The 19,138-nt window shown below is 66.7% G+C and carries 20 protein-coding genes; 16 read left to right on the forward strand and 4 right to left on the reverse strand.

Features of this window, described 5'->3' with window-relative positions:
• Nucleotides 1–109 precede the first annotated feature (109 nt).
• Complete coding sequence (locus ACSHT8_RS00765) at nucleotides 110–340, forward strand: hypothetical protein (RefSeq protein ID WP_436496692.1); 231 nt, start codon at nucleotides 110–112, stop codon at nucleotides 338–340.
• Nucleotides 337–1,125 carry a hypothetical protein gene (locus ACSHT8_RS00770; protein ID WP_436496694.1) on the forward strand — a complete coding sequence of 263 codons (789 nt, stop codon included), beginning with the start codon at nucleotides 337–339 and terminating at the stop codon, nucleotides 1,123–1,125. The genes ACSHT8_RS00765 and ACSHT8_RS00770 overlap by 4 nt, the downstream gene beginning before the upstream one ends.
• Here the strand turns inward: ACSHT8_RS00770 and ACSHT8_RS00775 are convergent.
• From ACSHT8_RS00775 to ACSHT8_RS00785, 3 genes are all read right to left on the reverse strand, one after another.
• A complete protein-coding gene (locus tag ACSHT8_RS00775) occupies nucleotides 1,122–2,201 on the reverse strand; it encodes a J domain-containing protein (protein WP_436496696.1) in 1,080 nt (359 codons plus the stop codon). The two genes, ACSHT8_RS00770 and ACSHT8_RS00775, sit on opposite strands and share 4 nt — an antisense overlap.
• Before the next feature lie 50 nt (nucleotides 2,202–2,251).
• Complete coding sequence (locus ACSHT8_RS00780) at nucleotides 2,252–3,133, reverse strand: ABC transporter permease (RefSeq protein WP_436501950.1); 882 nt, start codon at nucleotides 3,131–3,133, stop codon at nucleotides 2,252–2,254.
• A gap of 157 nt (nucleotides 3,134–3,290) precedes the next feature.
• Entirely contained in the window at nucleotides 3,291–6,122 is a 2,832-nt protein-coding gene (locus tag ACSHT8_RS00785) for a CocE/NonD family hydrolase (protein ID WP_436496698.1), read from the reverse strand.
• A gap of 270 nt (nucleotides 6,123–6,392) precedes the next feature.
• On the opposite strand from ACSHT8_RS00785, the gene ACSHT8_RS00790 reads away from it, so the two are divergent.
• The 4 genes from ACSHT8_RS00790 (at nucleotide 6,393) to ACSHT8_RS00805 (ending at nucleotide 10,876) form a co-directional block, all read left to right on the forward strand.
• The gene (locus ACSHT8_RS00790; RefSeq protein ID WP_436496700.1) at nucleotides 6,393–7,403 is read left to right on the forward strand and encodes a TerC family protein; all 1,011 of its coding nucleotides are present in this window, start codon (nucleotides 6,393–6,395) and stop codon (nucleotides 7,401–7,403) included.
• Nucleotides 7,404–7,414: 11 nt separating this feature from the next.
• Nucleotides 7,415–7,723 carry a DUF7677 family protein gene (locus ACSHT8_RS00795; RefSeq protein WP_436496702.1) on the forward strand — a complete coding sequence of 103 codons (309 nt, stop codon included), beginning with the start codon at nucleotides 7,415–7,417 and terminating at the stop codon, nucleotides 7,721–7,723.
• Nucleotides 7,724–8,972: 1,249 nt separating this feature from the next.
• Nucleotides 8,973–9,806, forward strand: a complete 834-nt coding sequence (locus tag ACSHT8_RS00800) for a DUF4393 domain-containing protein (RefSeq protein ID WP_436496704.1) — start codon at nucleotides 8,973–8,975, stop codon at nucleotides 9,804–9,806.
• 233 nt (nucleotides 9,807–10,039) lie between these two features.
• Nucleotides 10,040–10,876: a hypothetical protein gene (locus ACSHT8_RS00805; protein ID WP_436496706.1), complete on the forward strand. Its 837-nt coding sequence runs from the start codon at nucleotides 10,040–10,042 to the stop codon at nucleotides 10,874–10,876.
• Nucleotides 10,877–10,936: 60 nt separating this feature from the next.
• Here the strand turns inward: ACSHT8_RS00805 and ACSHT8_RS00810 are convergent, their stop codons facing one another.
• Entirely contained in the window at nucleotides 10,937–11,611 is a 675-nt protein-coding gene (locus ACSHT8_RS00810; protein WP_436496708.1) for a GntR family transcriptional regulator, read from the reverse strand.
• 205 nt (nucleotides 11,612–11,816) lie between these two features.
• On the opposite strand from ACSHT8_RS00810, the gene ACSHT8_RS00815 reads away from it, so the two are divergent.
• The 10 genes from ACSHT8_RS00815 (at nucleotide 11,817) to ACSHT8_RS00860 (ending at nucleotide 19,028) form a co-directional block, all read left to right on the forward strand.
• Nucleotides 11,817–12,293 (forward strand): hypothetical protein, encoded by a 477-nt coding sequence (locus ACSHT8_RS00815; RefSeq protein ID WP_436496710.1) that lies wholly within the window; start codon nucleotides 11,817–11,819, stop codon nucleotides 12,291–12,293.
• A gap of 116 nt (nucleotides 12,294–12,409) precedes the next feature.
• Nucleotides 12,410–12,721, forward strand: coding sequence for a hypothetical protein (locus ACSHT8_RS00820; RefSeq protein WP_436496712.1), 312 nt, complete (start codon nucleotides 12,410–12,412; stop codon nucleotides 12,719–12,721).
• Between the two features lie 23 nt (nucleotides 12,722–12,744).
• The gene (locus tag ACSHT8_RS00825) at nucleotides 12,745–13,032 is read left to right on the forward strand and encodes an AMED_5909 family protein (protein ID WP_436496714.1); all 288 of its coding nucleotides are present in this window, start codon (nucleotides 12,745–12,747) and stop codon (nucleotides 13,030–13,032) included.
• On the forward strand, nucleotides 13,029–13,169 hold the full coding sequence (locus tag ACSHT8_RS00830; protein WP_436492168.1) for a hypothetical protein: 141 nt from the start codon (nucleotides 13,029–13,031) through the stop codon (nucleotides 13,167–13,169). The genes ACSHT8_RS00825 and ACSHT8_RS00830 overlap by 4 nt, the downstream gene beginning before the upstream one ends.
• 8 nt (nucleotides 13,170–13,177) lie before the next feature.
• Nucleotides 13,178–13,486 (forward strand): helix-turn-helix domain-containing protein, encoded by a 309-nt coding sequence (locus ACSHT8_RS00835; RefSeq protein ID WP_436492169.1) that lies wholly within the window; start codon nucleotides 13,178–13,180, stop codon nucleotides 13,484–13,486.
• Nucleotides 13,487–13,817: 331 nt separating this feature from the next.
• On the forward strand, nucleotides 13,818–15,317 hold the full coding sequence (locus ACSHT8_RS00840; RefSeq protein ID WP_436496716.1) for an FtsK/SpoIIIE domain-containing protein: 1,500 nt from the start codon (nucleotides 13,818–13,820) through the stop codon (nucleotides 15,315–15,317).
• On the forward strand, nucleotides 15,314–15,775 hold the full coding sequence (locus ACSHT8_RS00845; RefSeq protein ID WP_436496718.1) for a hypothetical protein: 462 nt from the start codon (nucleotides 15,314–15,316) through the stop codon (nucleotides 15,773–15,775). The genes ACSHT8_RS00840 and ACSHT8_RS00845 overlap by 4 nt, the downstream gene beginning before the upstream one ends.
• Nucleotides 15,772–17,484, forward strand: a complete 1,713-nt coding sequence (locus ACSHT8_RS00850) for a replication initiator (RefSeq protein ID WP_436496720.1) — start codon at nucleotides 15,772–15,774, stop codon at nucleotides 17,482–17,484. Before ACSHT8_RS00845 ends, ACSHT8_RS00850 begins: the two co-directional genes overlap by 4 nt.
• A gap of 21 nt (nucleotides 17,485–17,505) precedes the next feature.
• On the forward strand, nucleotides 17,506–17,709 hold the full coding sequence (locus ACSHT8_RS00855) for a helix-turn-helix domain-containing protein (protein WP_436496722.1): 204 nt from the start codon (nucleotides 17,506–17,508) through the stop codon (nucleotides 17,707–17,709).
• 35 nt (nucleotides 17,710–17,744) lie between these two features.
• Nucleotides 17,745–19,028 carry a tyrosine-type recombinase/integrase gene (locus ACSHT8_RS00860; RefSeq protein WP_436496723.1) on the forward strand — a complete coding sequence of 428 codons (1,284 nt, stop codon included), beginning with the start codon at nucleotides 17,745–17,747 and terminating at the stop codon, nucleotides 19,026–19,028.
• Nucleotides 19,029–19,138: the final 110 nt, after the last annotated feature.

Genomic DNA, 19,138 nt, shown 5'->3' on the forward strand with positions numbered 1-19,138 from the left:
CGCCAACCGCCGCCTAAGGGGAACGTGACGGCGCTGCACCACGGCACGCGCATTCGGGGCCGTTATCCGATTGCGTGACCAACTGTAAAAATTCCGGGGAGGCGGGACAGTGACCCATGAACCAGGTGACGACGCCGTCGCCGAACTGCGCAAGCAGCTGCGCGGCACCCTGCCCGCCAGCGTCGAGGACCTCGAACCCGACGCGATCTGGGACCTGGCCGGGGCGGTCCGCACCGCCCGCAGGCGCCAGACCGAGCACCTCATCCAGGCGACCGAGGCCTCGCTGAGCCACGTGCCGAGGCTGGTCCGCCCGGTGGTCCGGAAGGTGATCGGACTGTGACGGCCCAGGTGGAGATCACCAAGCTCGCCCGTCTCCTCGGCGAGAAGCCCGAGCGCTTCGCCTACCTCGCCGACCTGCCGGTCTCGGACCTGCGCGTGCTGCGGGAGAAGGCGACCGACGTGCTGTTCGACGCCAACAAGGCGGTGTTCGAACGCATCGCGGCGGCCAGCAAGCTCGTGCCGACCGGGGTGACGGTCGCGGTCGCCCAGAAGGCGTTCGGCCCGCTGCTGTGCGCGCGGGTGGCCGGTGTCCTCGAACCGGAGCGTGCCGTCGACATCGCCGGGCGCCTGCCGGTCGACTTCCTCGCCGACGTCGCCGTCGAACTCGACCCCCGCCGCGCCGCGGGCGTGCTGGCGGCGCTGCCCGACGGCCCGGTCGTCGCCGTCGGCGCCGAACTGACCCGCCGCGGCGACTACGTCACCATGGGCCGCTTCATCGGCGAACTTCCCGACGCCGCCCTGCGCGCGACGGTCAAGGCCCTCGACGCCGAGGCGATCCTGCGCACGGCCGTGTTCAGCGAGAACGAAGAGCGCTTCCCGGCGATCTTCGCGATGATCCCCGACGCCAAGATCGCCGACATCGCCCGCGCGGTGGCGAAGGTGTCCGACGAGTTGGGGGAGGCGCTGCTCCCGGTCCTGATGAGCCTCGACAAGGCCGGTCTGACTCGCCTAGCGGCTGAGGTGAAGAAGCACGCGCCGGATGACCGCGCCCACTTCGCCGACCTCGCCAAGCAGGCAGGCGTGTTGGACAGGCTCGGACCGTTGGGCGAGGCGCTGAGCGCTTAGGCGGTGGCGGGCTCGCGGACAACGCGCGCCCGCACCGCGCGCAGCACCCGCTGGTCGACGATCGCGCAGTCGACCGACAGCCAGTCGCCGATGTCGCGGACGAACTGGTCGGGCACCATCGCGCTCACGCCGAGCCCCGGCGCGTCGTCGGTCGTCAGCGGGCCGCGGCGGTTCGGGTAGAGCAGCAGCACGCCGCGGACGTCCACATCGGGCAGGTGGTCCTGGAAGGCCGCCACCGCGGCGAACAGGTTCGTGCCGCCGCCGCGGAAGGGGTGGTCGTTGCGCCAGATGGACCCGTCGTCGTCGATCTCGTAGTGCCCGGGCAGCCACAGCTTCGACTCGACCAGCACCAGCCGGTGTCCACACAGGACGGCGTGGTCGACGTCGGCGAACACCGACCCCGGCCGCGACAGCCCGTGGAACACCCGGGCCCCAGGCAGCCTGGCCAGGTAGTTGACCAGCAGCTCCGCGGTCAGCCGCTCGCCGACCGGCTCCTCGTCGGCCTCCCCGAACACCGTGCGCTCCCCGAACTCCGCCAGCGCGGCCTTGTGGGCGCGCGCCGCGGACAGATAGGACCGCAGCAGCACCACGATGGCCGCCAGGGCGCCGACGACGAGCGTCAGCCAGATGACCAGCACCGGGGTCGGCAGCGGCGGCAGCAGCAGCGGAATCGTCAGCAGCACCCCCGCGGCCAGCGCGGCCGCCGCGGGCGCGTGCCCCGGCGTCCGCACGTACCCGATCCGCGGCTGGTGCTTCGTCAAATGCCACCACGACAGCGACGACGGCGGCAGATCGCACCCGCGCGGGGTGTAGGCGGGCTCGTCCCGGTACATCCGCCGCCGTGCCCGCGGCCTCGGCACCTCGGGCGCGGCCGCGGGCTCGCCGAGGTCGTACTCGGCCCGCTTCCGCGAGTCGACGAGCGTCTCGTAGGCCGTCTTCAACAGCCGGAACGTCCCCGCCGTCCCACCCGCGTCGGGATGCATGACCTTCGCCAGCGCGCGGTACGCCGACTTGATCTCCCCAACCGACGCGTCCCTGCGAACGCCGAGTAGCTCGTAGTAGTCGACCTCTGCCACAGCGCGATCCTTTCAGACCGGTCGGGCGGAGGCGTTCGTGGCGTGCCGAATCAGCTCGTGATGTCCTTCGTCCGGAAGCGGCGGGAGGCCAGGAAGAAGAACACGCCCGCGTAGGCGATGGCCGAGAACGCGCCCTTCGTCATGTTCGTCCAGTCGATGTCGGTCGAGATCAGGTCCGACCAGGCGAACGAGAAGTGCGTCGGCAGGTAGTCGCGGATGTTTCCCAGCGCGGTGATCTGGTCGAGGATCTGGGAAAGGATCGACACCAGGACCGCCCCGCCGACCGCGCCCAGCGGCGCGTCGGTGGTGACCGAGAGGAACAGCGCGAGCCCCGCCACCCACAGCAGGTTGATCGAGATGTAGATGACCGCGAACAGCATCGCCAGCAGCGAGTCCTCAAAGGACACCGCGTCGCCGGTCGGGCTGACCGCCTCGCCCGTGCCGTAGAAGACGATGCCGACGATCAGCGCCACGGCGGGCAGCAGCACCAGGCACAGCAGTGACAGCAGGCCCGACGAGACCGCCTTCTGCCGCAGCAGCCGGTGCCGGGGGACCGGCATCGCCAGCAGGTACTTCAGGCTCGACCAGGACGCCTCCGACGCCACCGTGTCGCCGAAGAACAGGGCCACGATCATCGGCAGCAGGAAGCTGCCGGTGGCGAACAGCACGAACACGACGAAGTTCGGCGCCGACGCCGTGGCCAGGTCGACGAAGCCGCCCGACCGGTTGGCGTTGGACGACGTGCCGAACTCGAAGGCCGCCCACAGCAGGAACGGCAGCAGCACCAGGAAGCCGATGAGGAACTGGGTGCGCCTGCGGCGGAGCTGGCGGACCAGCTCCACACGCAGCGGCAGGGTGCGGCGGGACGTGAAGCCCTCGACGGCGCCGTCGGCGCCGAACGATGTGGACTCCAGCCCGGCCGCGACCTCCATGTCGTCGATCGCGCCCGGGTCGGTGTGGACGGTGCTGACCGTCTCCTTCCCACTGACCACCACGGGACCGTCCTTGTGGCCGTTATCCGTCATCGCGTCACCTCTGGCGCTCGGTCGCGTTCCGAACACTGTGACATTGATTCACTCGCAAGCTCGCTCATGACCCTTCTCCGACCAGTTGGAGGAACGCGTCTTCGAGCCTGCGCCGCGGCCCGGCCTGTTCGACCGCGACCCCGGCCTTGACCAGCACCATCAGCGCCGCGGAGCGGGGCAGGCCGTCGAGGTCGGCGTGCACGAGGTCGCCCTCGATGGTGACCGCGTTGACCCCGGTGACCCCGCGCAGCGCCTCGGCGGCCGACTGCGGGTCGTCCACCCGGAAGGTGGCCTCGCCGCCGCCCGCCACGATCTCGTCGACCGCGCCGGAGGCGACCAGCTTGCCGCGGTGCATGACGACGACGTGGTCGCACGTCTGCTCCACCTCGGCGAGCAGGTGGCTCGACACCAGCACCGTGCGCCCCGTGGAGGCGTAGCGGCGCAGCACCTCGCGCATCTGGTGGATCTGCGGCGGGTCGAGTCCGTTGGTCGGCTCGTCCAACACCATCAGGTCGGGGAAGCCGAGCATCGCCTGGGCGATGGCGAGACGCTGCCGCATGCCCTGGCTGTACGTGCGGACCTTGCGGTCGACCGCCCCGCCGAGGCCCGCGATCTCCAGCGCCTCACCGAAGTGGGCGCGCTCCAGCGGCCGCCCGGTGGCCGCCCAGTACAGCTCCAGGTTGGCCCGGCCGGACAGGTGCGGCAGGAAGCCCGCGCCCTCGACGAACGAGCCGATCCGGGACAGCACCGGGGCGCCGGGGTAGATGTTGTGGCCGAACACCCGGATCTGGCCGCCGCTGGGCGAGATGAGTCCCATCAGCATCCGCAGCGTCGTGGTCTTGCCCGCGCCGTTCGGCCCGAGCAGGCCGAGGACCTGCCCGCGCTCGACGCGGAACGACAGCGAGTCGACCGCCTTCAGGCCGCCCGGGTAGGACTTCGACAGGTTCTCGATCACCAGCGGCACGCCGGTCAGCTCGGCGTCGACGTCGTCCTCGCGCCGCCTGCGCAGCACGCCGATGATGCCCGCGAGCACACCCAGGCCGAGTACGACCGCGATGCCGATCAGCGGACCCGACGGCGGCGCGGTGCTCGACCGCCTGCCCGGGACCACCGGCACCGCCAGCTCCGGGTCGGCCATCTCGATCTTGTAGGCGGCGGGCTGCGCGGGGGTGGCGTAGGCCTGGTCGGTCGTGCTGACCACCAGCTCGACGCGGTGGTCGGTCTCGATCGGGCGGACGATGCCGGGCAGCGACACCGTCACCTCGACCGGGGTGCCGTCGGTCGGCAGGTCGGGCACCCGGAAGGCCGACACCGCCGACCCCGGCAGCGTCCGGATGCCGTCCGGGCCCACGTCGTAGAGCTTGGCGAACAGCACCGCGCCGTCGGGCGCGGGCAGGTTCGGCACGGTCGAGACCCGCAGCTTGGCCGTGCTCGCGCCCGCGATCAGCAGCTGCTGGGACACCGGAGCGCTGGCGAACCGGGCCGACTGGCCGGGCAGGTCGATCGACACCCGGCCCGACAGCCGCGACGAGCCGCTGATGACCGACCCCAGGCCGGGCATGCTGCTGATCGACGCCGGATTTCCGCCGGGCGGGTTGACCACGGTCTGCGGCTCGCCGTTGACCGCGATCCGCCGCCGCTCGGTGGCCGTGTCGCCGCTGAGGCCCGGGTAGGTCGACGCGGTCACGGTGCGCACCGACGGCGCGCCCTGGGCCCGGAGCGCGCCCTGCACGGCGTATTCGAACGGGGTGCCCGGATCGGTGCCGCGGCCCCGCAGGTGGAAGTCGAACCAGTCGGCGATCTCGCCGCGCAGGTCCTTGCCGGGCCTGCCGCCGTCGTGGCCGCCGGTGAACCAGACGAGCTTGACCTTGCCGCCCGCCGCGCTGATCTGGCGTGCCGTGGCGTCGGACTGGTCGAGGCCGAACAGGGTGTCCTGCTCGCCCTGGACCAGCATCGTCGGCTGGGTGATCTTGCCGGTCACGGATGAGGGGGAGACCGACTTGAGCAGGTCGATCGTGGACTGGTCGGCCCGGCCGGTGGTCGCGACCTGCGCGTACGCCCGGCACACCGCCTCGACGAACCGGCCGCACGGGTTGCCGTCGCCCTGCACGCGCGGCCCGCGCTCGGCGGCTCCGGTGTCGACCGGCGCGGCGCCGGGTACGGCGGTGTCGCGGCTCTCGTCGTCGGAGGCCTCGGTGGCCTCGTTCGTGGGGTTGGCCAGCCCGGCGGCGCCCATGCCCGCGGCGAAGAAGATGCCCGCCCACGACCGCTTGAACACGCCGTTGTCGGCGAAGGCGTTGGCCGACGGCGACCCGGCGACGATGCCCGTGGTCGCCGAGTTCGGCAGCAGCGCCTGGCTCAGGTCGTTGTAGGTCATCACCGGGGCCAGCGCGTCGACCCGCTTGTCGGTGCCCGCGAGCAGCAGCGACAGCGCGCCGCCGTACGAGCCGCCGGTGACCCCGACCTTCGGATCGCCGGGGCTGTCGAGCTGGACCTCCGGCCGCTTCGCCAGCCAGTCGACCAGGGCGCGCGCGTCGGCGACCTCGGCGTCGGGGGCGTTGAGCGCGATCTGGCCGCCGCTGCGGCCGAAGCCGCGCGCGGACCAGGACAGCACCACGAACCCGCGCTGGGCCAGCTCCCGGGCGTCGGAGTCGACGCTCTGCTTGCTGCCGCCGAACCCGTGGGCGACGAGCACCGCGGGAGCCGGGGTCTGCTCCGGGAGGTACAGGGTGGTGTCCAATGACACCGCGTCCGCCACCTCGACCGTGGCGTCGCTGGTGCGGACCGGTGGTGGTTCGTCGGTCCGGTTCAGCCAGATGACGCCGGAGACGGCGACGGCGGCGACCACCACGGCGGTGACTGCCTGGCGCGGTCGGACTCGGGGAAGACTGGGCACGTCGGAACCGTATTCGAGCGAAGCTGAGAACGCTCCCAGCAGGCGTCCTGTGACGTACACCAATGGGTGGAACAGGGGGGCCGTCTGGTGCGTTGGACCTGGACAGGGAAGAATCGACCCACAGCAAGTGTCGGAGGGGAGTATTCCTTCGCACCGGTCTCGTCAGCACGGACCTTCGGGTCCCGGGGCCGGTGGTCGAATCAAGATCGGCGATTCGGCGGAAGAGACCTCCGGTTGTCGGCATGCGCCCGTACACCGGAGGTTTGATCAATGGTAGTCCCTGCCTGGGCTTGGTTCGCCACCATCGGCGGCTTGATCGTGCTGTTCGCGATCGACCTGTTCATCGTCGACCGCAAACCGCACGAGGTCACCGTCGGTGAGGCCGGGCGGTGGGTGGCGTTCTACATCGCGTGCGCGATCGCCTTCGGCGGCGCCATCTGGGCCTTCTCCGGCGGCCAGTACGCCGGGGAGTTCTTCGCCGGGTACATCACCGAGTACTCCCTCTCGGTCGACAACCTGTTCATCTTCCTGATCATCATGTCGGCGTTCTCGGTGCCCAAGATCCACCAGCACCGAGTGTTGCTCGTCGGCATCGTCATCGCCTTGGTCATGCGCGGCATCTTCATCGCCGTCGGCGCCGTGGCGATCGCGAAGTTCAGCTGGGTCTTCTACCTGTTCGGCATCTTCCTGGTCTACACCGCCTGGCAGCTGGCCCGCCAGGGCATGGGCGAGGACGAGGAGTACGAAGAGAACTCGATGACCAGGCTGACCCGCCGCCTGTTCCCGGTCACCGACACCTACCACGGCGCCAAGTCCTTCGTGAAGCTCGACGGCAAGCGTTTCGTGACCCCGATGTTCATCGTCATGATCGCCATCGGCACCGCCGACCTGCTCTTCGCCGTCGACTCGATCCCGGCGATCTTCGGCCTGACGAAGGAACCGTTCCTGGTCTTCACGGCCAACGCCTTCGCGCTGATGGGTCTGCGCCAGCTGTACTTCCTGCTCGGCGGCCTGCTCAAGAAGCTGGTCTACCTGTCGGTGGGCCTCGCGGTCATCCTCGGCTTCATCGGCGTGAAGCTGGTCCTGGAGGCCCTGCACACCAACACCCTGCCCTTCATCAATGGCGGCGAGCCTCTCGCCGTCCCGACGATCGGCATCGAGGTGTCCCTGTCGGTGATCGTCGGCGTCCTCCTGATCACCACGGTCGCCAGCCTCCTGAAGACCCGCCGCGACGACGCGAAGGCGGACGCGGCCACCGAGCCCGCCGAGCAGAAGCTCTAGTAATCGCGGCCGTGCCGTCCCATCTCAGCCCCGGTGCCTCGGGGGCGATCCGCCGCTTCGCAGGGTGGATCGCCCGAGGCTCGGTGGGGCATCCGATGCTCGACGGGATCGACTACTGGAACGAGTTCACCGACTCGCCCTCGCAGATGGAGATCTGTTTCGCCATCTTCGCCAATGTCCTCGAACTCGACGATCGAGGCGAACCGGTCAACGAGAAGTACGCCGAACGCCGCGCCGCGGCCTGGCTCTACCGATATCGCACCGGGGAGATGCCGCCGGGTGAGCCAGAACTGGAGCCATGGGAGTGCGAGCTGCACTGATCGGGATCACGCCTATCGTGACCCATAATATTCGCCAGTGATTATGGGCGGCGGCAACGTAATTCCCCGGACTCACACCGTCTTTACGATGGACACGGTCCGGCAACGGCCTGGTCCCGGCCTGGCGACACAACGTGCCTGGTCAGAGCGGTGCTACACATTTTATCCGTCAACTGATACCCGGGGTGGCGCGACCTGGCGTTACTACGGTCTGCACCCGCTCTGACCTGCGGGTTTGGGCTTGTCGCGTCCTGTTGCGTCCGGTCCCGTCCGAACGTCCGACGGCCTGTAGACGGCCTGGCTTTGATCGTCTCAAGTGGACTCTTCGCGGGCTGGCGGGGGAGGGTGGGCGTGGTCGTCGTACCCGTTGAGGTACGGCGACCGCGCCACGTCCCGATTACTCCGGTGAGGCTGTGACGGGTCCACATGACCATCTGGCCGTGGTCCGTGGTGGTCTTCATCGGCGCTCCCAAGGTGAGGCTGCAACGGCGGTTGAGGTGGTGGTGCCTTGGCGGCCCCGTTCCCCTCGCACTGGCCGCTCCTAGCGCTGGGTCGGCGGCGTCAAGGGTGGGCTTGCCCATCGCGTAGCGACGCCGTAGGCGCCCTTGATGCTGGCGAGTCAGCGTTAGACGATCGCGGCGCGAGGGAGCTGGGTGCTTGTACCCGCCTGGGGCGGGTTCTCTGTGATCCCAGAGGGGTGCGGGCTGGACGGGTGAGTCGGCGGGAGCGATGCAGGGCGACTCCGCTGGTAGCGCGAAATGATGCGTGGCGGTTCTGATGCCTGCACCGTGCGTGAGCTGGGCAAACGTGGGCGAGTCACCGCGGCTCGGGGCGTCTTCGCGGGTCGTGGTCGTGGGCCTGGTGCTCGTTGAGGTTCTGGGTCCGGCGCGTCGACGTCGGTGGCTCGCGCGCCTTTGGGCGGACTCCGTCCGCGCCGTGCGCCGTCGGCGCCCGTTAGCGGAGCGGGAGGGCGCCTGGCGGCGCGATGGATGTGGGTGTGGTGCCAGCGCAACGGGCCAGCTCGCGCGTGCCGCCGACGGCGGCGCGCCTTGATCCCATAGAGCTAAATTCAGCAGGTGTGGACGTAACCAATCATGGCAACCAATGAGCCAGCATGCGTGTCTGTCATGGGATTGACGCCCGACAGGTCATCGTGTCTAACTTGACCTGTTTGTGCTGCACGGTGACGTGCCATGCAACGGTAGGCACAGGGCACGCACAGTTCAAGACTGCGAGAGGACATATGGCTGTGAGCGGAGAGATCGTGGCGGCCGGAAAGGCTCTTGAGGCAGCAGGGAAGAAGGCCCTCAACCAGAGTGACAAAGTGCACGAAGCACTCATTGAGGCTGCTAAAGATACGCCGGAGATGGCCGCAGCAGCGAAGACTATGGCTGCGCGAGTCGCCGTGAAGGAAAGAATCAAACTCCTGATCTATCGGCCATTTGCCAGAATGCTCGGAGTTAGCGAGACGTACTTCGAGGATGTATTTCCGGAAGAAATGGCTTCACGAATCTCTTCGATTCCTGAAGAGAATCTGATAACGCCGCCAGTCAGCATCGCGGTTCCAACTCTGCTGGGACTCAGTTACACATTCGGAGAACCTGAACTCAAGTCGCTGTACCTCAATCTCCTAAGGACGGCGAGCGACAGTCGAATGGTGGACCAGGCACACCCAGCGTTCGCGGAGATTATCAAGCAACTGGCGCCGAAAGAAGCCGTCCTTCTAAGCGTCGTTCTTCGGGAAGGCGACCTCCCCATCGCGCGCGTAAAGGATATGGTCCCGCCTCCTGGTGCAGGATTCAAAATTCTGATGTCACATCTAATCTCTTTGGGAGACGATGAAACAAATACAATGACCGAAGAGCCGATGGCACCTATTTGGCTTGACAACTGGCGCCGACTAGGGCTGGTTGACATCAGGTACGATACCTACTTGTCACTGCCCGGTGGGTACGAATGGGTAACAAGTCGACCAGAGTATCTTAGGTTGTCCGAACAGTCGGGAGTGAACAAACTCGATTATGATCGAGGCGTCGCAATTCTTACGAACTTTGGAAAGCAGTTCCGTCGGGCTATTAGCTAGTTCAAATAGCGTATGCCGCGAAACTAGGGGGCGAAGAATGTTGATGCCCGTCACGGTGCATTGGATCACGTTCGCGGCTGATTACTGCCTGTAACAAGCCAGCTATGAGGTACGCCTCGCCGACCGGGGCCTGGACCCGACCATGAATGACCAGTCAAACATGGGTGGCCTCGGTAGCTTCTCGCTCGTTTGGGGCGATGCGATGACAGCGAAGGTCTGCAAGGATCGGATACATGGTTGAGCTGGTCTTGACGGACGAACGCCGTAGGGTGCTGACCGCGTTGCTAAACGATGACGAACGTCTTCGAGCTGAGTACCCAATGGTTGACGACTATTTGGATGTCGCTCTGCGATTGCCAGGGACAGGTGACGCTCGAATAGACGCAGCGTTTGACCTGCGGTTTGTAAACTACGTGACGGGCGGCAACGCGGAGAGTCCAAATCCGTACTGGGACATCGTTGCGCCATTTGTGGGCGAGCATGAGGGTCGCCGAGTGGTAAATGGCGGCATGCCAGACGGTAGCGCTCGAATGGCTTACGGCCAGACGATCTTGCAAGCCATCTACGCGTATGCAATCCCATCGCCGGAAACTATGGAATGGGTTTCCGAGTTCTGCGCGGGCCGGACAGTTGTCGAACTTGGGGCCGGCAGAGGCTACTGGGCGGCACAACTAGCCCGCGCGGGCTTGAAAGTTGAAGCGTACGACTCGATGCCGCCAGATAGAGCAGAGAACGTCTCTTTTCCGTGCACGACCGGGCAGATTGACGTGTGGCACCACGTCGGGGATCTTGGCGAGTTCGAGGCGAGTGCATCTGATCTGTCGGATAACGTGCTGATGCTGTGCTGGCCGCCCGGCTGGGGCACTCCGATGGCATCGGAAGCTCTTGCCGCGTTCGAGAAGTCGGGCGGACAACGTATGGTCTTCGTCGGCCAGCGGCAGGGCGGAATGACCGGTGATGACGCCTTCTTTGAAGCCCTGTCGGCCGGATGGAAACGAGAGTCAGAGGACGCACAGCATGTGTCGTGGTGGAATCTGGCAGACGTGGTAGAGGGCTGGGTTCGCCGTTAGTGGACTGGGCTCAACCTAACCAATATGACCGTTGAGCCCAGACCTGGCCGATTCCGAACCCTAGGCGCCGGAAGTAAGGTCCATTCGGAATACGAACGCGTCGTAACGATCCTGCGGGTATGAAATGTCGGAAACCATGACTACCCGACCGTCGGCCGCGAAGAATTGTTGATGAACGGTCTTGACGAGGCTGCCAGGAGTTGTGCGCAGCCACTCAGCGTGCGCCTGGGTTGGCAGTTGATCGGCAAGCGTCTCCTCAAGGACTGCCGCGTCGGCAACGCCTGTAGTGTCCGCACGCTGGTACGTGTCTGAGATCGAGATAGGCTTTCCGCCATCGGAGACGCGCGTAACAACGCGGGTGAGTTCATCCCCGGTTGAAACGCCGAACGTCTCCGCAAGCTCGTCCGTGGCCGCGATCTGCTCGGTTTCCCGATCGACGGCAATCGACTGCTCGGATTCAGTGCTGAAAGTGACTTCGGGACTCTGCATCTGACGTTCCGGCGAGATCCGAACGAGGTTCGGACGATCTGCCACGAAGATGCCGCGCCGACGAACGGGCCGGACGAGACCCTGACTCCGCAGCAGCTCGATGGCCTTCCGCACGACGATGTCGGAGACGCCGTGCTGCTTGGCGATCTCAGCGTGGCTCGGCAGTTGGGTCCCGGGCGCGAGATCTCCGCTGCGGATGCGTCGGGCGTACGCGCCTGAGATTGAGACGTATGCGGGCTCCGCCATGTTCCCCGATCCCTTCGAAGTCAAGGTCTGTCCGCCGTGGTGCTGGGGACGTTGCATGGGCAGCGTAGCAGCCTGCGTATACGCAAGACTTGTGCGTATACGAAGCTACGTATACGATGGGTTGACGAGGGGCGATGCCCCCTCGCAACCAGAGGCCCAGGCAGGGCGACAGGCCCAGTGGGGCACCGGATGAGAGGTCAAGATCATGGCGATTTCCAAGGGGCACCGGTTCCCGATCGAGTTCGCGGAAGCCTTCCCGCAGGGGTTGGTGTTGGTCGGTGAGGTGGCGCCGGACAACGAGTTTCAGTCGCGGGAGGACCGTGCGGGCGGTCGGCCGGTGCGGCAGCGGTTGGACGAGGTGACGGGTCTGCGGCAGTGGAAAGCAACGGTGACGGACCCGAACGAGCAGAACGCGAAGCGGGCTTCGTTCGTGATCACCTTCCTGGCTCCGGTTCAGCCGGTGCCAACCACGGCGGAAGCGCTGCCGGGGATGCGTCCGATCGAGCTGGACGGCTTGACCGCTGAACCGCGTATCGCCGGCAACGGGGAGTTCAAGTACCAGTCGTACGTGTTCCGGGCGTCTGGATTCCGAGCGGCGGGCGCGACGGGTGGTCGTGGTCAGCAGAAGACCTCGGCCGCGCAGGAGCAGGGGAAGTCCGAGTCCGCCAACAAGGCCGCGTGAGGTAACGAGTGAGCGCGGCGTTTGAGATTCCAGCCGGTGCGGCCCTGGATGTGCCCTCGGGTGTGTCCGGGGCGGCCGGCTGGGCTTTCTTCGGCCCGCAGGGAGAGGTGTTGTGCGTGAACGTGTCGGATGACCTTGACGGGCGTTGGCAGGCCGCGTACCGAGCGTACGAACACGCTTCGGAGGAAGTCACTCGGGCTGGGGCCGACGATCGCGGCGCGGCGCATGCGTTGGCGTTGGCGTCGTGGGACGTGGCGGCGCTGTGGCGGGAGATCGCCGATACCCCGTTTCTGCCGTGGTGGGTGCTTGCGGCTGTGCACTCGGCTGCCGAGACGTTCGAACATCAATCGCGGGAGTGGAATGCCAAAGCGAACGCGGCGGTGGGCGTGCGGTCGGTTTCGCCTCGGCGGCGGAATGGGGGTGCGTGATGGTTCGGCCGTCGGTTCGGACGTTGGCTGAGGCCAATGAGGTGTTGGGGCGGGAGATGCCGGGGCCTGGGTCGTCGTACTCGGTGCTGGTGACCTTCCATCGTCGTGCGGAGCGGGTGTATCGGGAGGTGGCGTTGGTAGACCGGCACCACTATCACGAAGCCATCGCGTGGGCGGGGATCGAGGCCGCGAATGCCGAGAAGGCGGAGAAAGGGCTTCGTGAGGCGCAGGCGCGGGAGGCGCGTAAGCAGGCGAAAGCGGATGAAGCGGCCGTGCTGGGTACTGGCTCCGCGGTTGAGGTGTCGAGATGAGCGCGTTCGAGTTGTTCGCGTTGGCGTTCCTGCTGTGTCTTCTGTTGGGCGCGCCGGTCGTGTCCTGGCTGATCGACCGGATCGAGCGGTCGGAGGGGTCCGCGTCGGACATCTCGGAGCGGGGTGAGTGGGGGTGAGGGCGGCAGTGGATCGGGGCGTCGGTGATCGCGCTGCGGCGTTGGGTTCGGAGTTGAAGCGGGCGCGGTTGCGCCTGGGCTTGACGTTGGTTGAGGCCGCCGAGCGGATGTCGACTCGGGGTGTGCTGGCCAACCGGACGCAGTTGTCCCGGTTTGAGCACGGCGAACGGGAACCCAAGATCGGCCTGTTCGTGGACATATGCGAGGCGTACGGGTGTGACCCGACGGAGGTGTTGTTGGCCGCATTGTGGCTGGCCGGTGGGCCGCAGTACCGGAGGAGGAGAGACGGTTCGATAGTGCACTCGTCACGCTCGTAAGTCCAGATTAGACAGAGGGACGCACAGGGGTCGTGCGGCGATTCCGCGCGCCCTTGTTGCGCTGCAACAAAAGAAGAGACACAGAAGCGGCTTATGCTTGGCGGCTACCGCTTCTGTGCCTGAGGTCCAATCCAAGGGGATCAGACATGGAAAGCATATGGCACAAGGGGATTGCCCCCGCAAGTGGGGTCACCCGAACGCGCTGCAAGGCGTGCAAGAAGTTCGCTCGGCTGCTGCCGGGGGATACCGAGTGCGCCAAGTGCTCTGGGGCGTTGGCGTTGGAGTTCCCTGTAATTCGGCGGTCGGGCGATGCCGATTCGCGGGGTGGCTGGTGAACGGGGGCAAGGGTTCCCGGTGGGTCGACCCGGCACCCCTGGAGGTGGCGCGGCCTCGGCTGCCGTGGTGGACGATGCTGCCGGGCAAGGTCAAGCTGGTCCTGGCCCCGGTGGTCCTGGTGGGCCTGCTGGTGTGGGGCCTGCTCAAGCTCGGCCGGTTGTGCTGGTACTACCCGACCACGGTCACGCTCGGGCTGTTCGCGGCGGTCGTGTACGCGGTGGGTGGCCGGTGGTGGCTCGGCGGCCTGGTGCTCGCGCTCGGGGTCGCTGGGTTCGTCTGGTGGCTGCGTGGGCGGGACAGCTTCTACCGGCGTGTCCGGTGGGTGCGCACGGAGTTCCGTCGTGTGACCGTCTACACGCAACAGTGGCGCAGTGTCATGCGCCTGTCGAACCTGACTGGCGCCGCGCGGGGCAAGGAACACCTACCTCGGTTGCGGCGTACGCGGTCGGAGGGGTGGCGGGACAAGGTCCGCGTTCGCATGATCAAGGGGCAGGCGCCTGAGCAGTGGGAGGCGCACGCGTCGGGGTTGGCGCACTCGTTTCGCGCCTCGTCGTGTCGGGTGCGGGTGGTCAAGCCGGGTGTGATCGAGCTGGATCTGATCCACTCCGACCCGTTGGCCGCTGTGCTCCCCGCGCCCGCGTTGCCTGACGGTGACGGCAAGCCCGTGGACCTGCGCAAGGTCGTGGTCGGTCGCACGGAGACTGGTAAGCCGTGGACGCTGCGGCTCCAAGGTGGACAGACCCTTGCCGTTGGGGTTCAGGGTGCCGGTAAGGGCTCGGTGTTGTGGGCGGTGTTGTGGGCGCTGGCATCGATGCTGCGGTCCGGGGCGGTCAAGGTCTACGGGATCGACCCCAAGGGTGGTATGGAGTTGGGGCAGGCCCCGGAGCTATTCACCAAGGTCGTTTATGACAACGGCGTTGCGGCGGTCGAACTGCTCGAAGAGCTCGCGGAAGAGGTGCGGGCGCGGGCGGCCCGATTCCGGGGTGTGCTGCGGTCCTGGTCGCTGTCGTCGGGTGAGCCGTTCCTGTTGCTGATCGTGGACGAGCTGGCCGACGTAATCGCCTATCAGACCGACAAGCGGCTGCGGGAACGCGCACAGGCCGCGCTGCAGACCATCACCTCTCAGGGCCGCGCTCCCGGTGTGGCGGTGCTGGCGCTGGTGCAGGACCCGCGCAAGGAGATCGTGCCGTTCCGCAACCTGTTCGGCACCAAGATCGCGCTGCGCCTGGACGAGGCGGTGCAGGTCGACATGGTCCTTGGCGACGGTGTCCGGGCACGCGGGGCCAACGCACACGAGATCCCGGAGTCCACCCCCGGTGTCGCGTGGATCAAAGAGGACGGCAAACGGGCTCCCGTTCGGGCTCGCGCGTTCTATCCGACCGACACCAACCTGACCGAGCTTGTCCACTACGTCGCCAACTCGTCGGCCACGGTCATTCCCTTCCCTGACAACAACTCTGGCGACACCACCAACGATGGAGGTACGGCGGCATGAGCACCACGACCGACAACACGACTGACACCCTGACCGATCACCGGATCGACATGGCTGCCATGGCGGCGGTGTTCGCGGCGGTCGGTGAGCACCTCGACGTGTTCACCGATCTCCCGGCCCCGGTGCTGGTCACCTCCTATCACCCGGCCGTGACCGGCGCCTGCCCCGTCACCTTTCAGCTCACCAGTGGGCACCACCCGGCCGTGCTCGCGGCGCAGCTTCTCGCGTGGGCGGACACCTTGAACTGGGTGAGCTGTGAGGCATGGCGCCACGAGGACGAGGACGCGCACACCATGCACCTCTACGTCCGGGGCGGGCTCACCGATGGCACCCCGGTTCAGGTCTTCGCCTCAACCCAGTACGCGCCCAGCTTGGGCCTCGACCTTGGGCAGCGAGACCGCGTCGACCTCGCCCAGCTCTACGCGTGGGCAGCAGCCCGCACAGAGGTGACCCCATGACCACGACCGACACGGCACGCGCCGTTGACCAGCAAGAACAGGCGGAAGTCACCGCGGCTTACTCCCCGGAATCCCTGGTGGTGCCTGGTCCGGTCGGGAAGACGGTGGCGCCGCTGTCGGCTGAGGTGTTGCGGGCGGCGGCGGAGAAGCACGGGGCGTGTGTGCGGCCGTTCGTAATGGAACGCGGCGACACGGTGACCGGTGAGCTGACCTACGTCGCCAAGGATTGCGGGTCGACGGTGGAGTCGGTGTGTCCCACCTGCGCGGCGAAAGCACGCCGGTTACGGATGACGCAGTGCCGGGAGGGTTGGCACCGCGAGACCGAACCTGACATCACCCGCCTGGCCCCGACCGTGGATCAGGTGGGGCTGATGGAGTACCGCGCCACCCTGGTCACCGCGTACCAAACGGCGGTCGGTGAGGGCGCGGACGGTGAGGCGGACGAGCTGCGCGATGAGATCGCCTCGGTTGATGGCGAACTGCGGGATCTCGGGGTCCGTGGCCGTCTGCCCTCGCCCGACGCTGTGGCTACGCGGGCTCCGGTGCGGTCGACGAAGCGGCGCCAGGACGCGCCGAACCTGCCGCGTAAGAAGGTGGAGAAGCGCACCGTCGGCCGCGAGTACGCGGGGCGCTACCGGCCCTCGATGTTCGTCACCTTGACCTGCGATACCTACGGCCCGGTCCGCGAGGGTGTGCCGGTCGACCCGGTCACCTATGACTATCGGCGGGCGGCTCGGGATGCGGTGCACTTCGCCTCCCTGGTCGACCGCTGGTACCAGAACCTGCGTCGCGTCGTGGGCTGGGACGTTCAGTACTTCGCCACCGTGGAACCGCAGAAGCGGGCTGCGCCGCACCTGCACACCGCGTTGCGCGGTTCCATCCCGCACGACGTCATCCGCCAAGTGACGGCCGCGACCTACCTGCAGGTGTGGTGGCCCAACCATGACGAGCTGGTCTACGGCGGCAAGCACCTACCGGTGTGGGACGCGACCCGGGAGGCGTTCACCGACCCTGACAGCGGGGTCGCGTTGACCTCCTGGGCGGACGCGCTGGACCTGGTGGACGAGCCCGCGCACGTAGCCCGGTTCGGCGAACAGGTCCACTCCAAGGGCATCCTGGGCGGCACTGGGGAGTCCGGGCGACACATCGGCTACCTGACCAAGTACCTCACCAAGTCCACCGGTGAGGTCATCGCTTCCACCAGTCCCGCTCACGCCGAACACCACGACCGGCTACACGCTGAGCTGGCGGTGACCCCGTGTTCGCCTCGGTGTGCGGTCTGGCTGCTCTACGGCATCCAACCCCTGGGCGTGACGTCGCGGACCACCCCGGGCCACTGCAAGGGACGCGCGCACCGACGCACCACGCTCGGGCTGCCCGGTCGGCGGGTGCTGGTGTCGCGCAAGTGGTCCGGCAAGACCGTCGCCGAACACAAGACGGACCGGGTCGGGTTCGTCCGTGGCGCCCTGGCCGCTGTGGGCATCGTCAAAGACACCCCGGCCCCGGACAGGTTCGTGTGGCGCACCGTCCAGCCCGGGGACCGCAACGCGCCACCACGGGCGCACCTGCTCATGCGCTCCATCGCCGAACGCATCACCTGGCGCGCCGAGTACGACCGGGCGCGGCTGGCCATGGCAGACCCACCACCAACACCAGACGGCGGCGCGGGCCTGCCCGAAGTTTCAGCAACTCCACCGATGGCGGCCTGACTGACCGAGGGGGGACCTCGAATGACCACGCACCACGAAGCGAACTGGGCGCCGCTCTGGGACACCGACGACTTGGCGGCGTTCCTGAAACTGCCCCCGAAGACCCTGCGCGAGTGGCGACATAAGGGCATCGGCCCGGCCTTCAAGCGCATGGGCAAACACGTCCGCTACCAACCGGCCGACGTCATCGACTGGATCGAGAACGGCACTGACCTTGCTGCCTAGGACTTTCAGCAACCCGAACCGGAATGGAGATCGTCATGGCTGGACACGTTCAAGACCGCTGGTACCGCAACAAGAAGGACGAGAACGGCAAGTTCGTCTTCACTGCCTCGGGCCGGCCGGTTCGAGAACGAACAGACCTCTACGGCAAGGGGATGCGCTACAAGGTCAAGTACTACGTCGGCACACAGGAGAAGTCCGAGGCCTTTCCAGACAAGAAGCTCGACCGGGCCAAAGCGTTCCTTGCCAAGGTGCAGACCGATCTGCTCACCGGCACCTACGTTGACCCCGATGCCGCTGACATGACGCTGCGCGCCTATGTCACGAGCTGGAGAAAGGGACAGTCACAGCACCCTGCCACGGTCGACTCTGTTGAAGGCAGGCTCAACGGGCTTGTCTGGCCCTTCTTTGGGGACAGGACACTCCGGGAGGTGGAGCAAACCGCGACGATCCGCGATTGGCTTGCCTGGATGGGCAAGCGTGACCATGCGAGTTCAACCCGGGCATCGACGTTCGATCTCTTGTCCGCGATCCTGACGGGCGCGGTTGAGGACAGGAAGATCCGCGACAACCCCTGCAAGGCCAAGAGCGTCAAGCGGCCGATCGTTGAGGAGCGCAAGCTCGTGCCGTGGACGCTCTCCAAGCTGTTCTCCGTGCAGCTCGCCCTGCCTGAACGCCACCAGATCATCACCAAGCTCGGTGGCGGCCTGGCGCTGCGTCAGATGGAGATCTTCGCGTTCAGCCCGGATGACATCGACCGGGAAGCGATGGTCGCCAACATCCAACGGCAGATCCGCTGGGTGGAGGGGCAACCGGTGTTCTCCCTGCCTAAGCGTGGGAAGACCCGAGCGGTTCCTATCGGGGCAGGCGTTCTCGAAGCAATCGATCAGTACATGATTGATTACGAACCGCAACGATTGACCCTGCCGTGGCATAGGCCCGATGGTGAGCCCACGACGGTGACCATGCTGATAAGCAAGCAGTTGGACGGGCGTCGCCATTACACCAACCCATATACAGGCAGCGTATGGCGGCAGCACACCATCAATAGCGAGATCTGGCATCCCGCGATCAAGCGGGCCGGTTTCACCATCGCCAAGAGCCGCGACGGCATGCACGCCATGCGGCATCTCTGCGCGTCAAACTGGCTGGCTGACGGGGTGTCGATCAAGGAGGTGTCGGAGTACCTGGGCCATACGGACCCCGGGTACACCCTGAAGGTTTATACGCACCTCGTTCCGACTAGTCACCAGCGGGCGCGCGCGGCGTCAGACAAGATTTTTCCCCCGACCTCGAACCCCATATCGGTTGAGACGGCCTGAGGACGGCCTGGCCTGATCGCAAACGCCATAATGCCTGGTCAGAGCGGTGCTACACATTTTATCCGTCAACTAATGGGAATAATCGACGGTCCTGAAGCTCGCTAACCGTC

The organism is Actinokineospora sp. HUAS TT18 (assembly GCF_051364635.1).
Classification (GTDB): domain Bacteria; phylum Actinomycetota; class Actinomycetes; order Mycobacteriales; family Pseudonocardiaceae; genus Actinokineospora.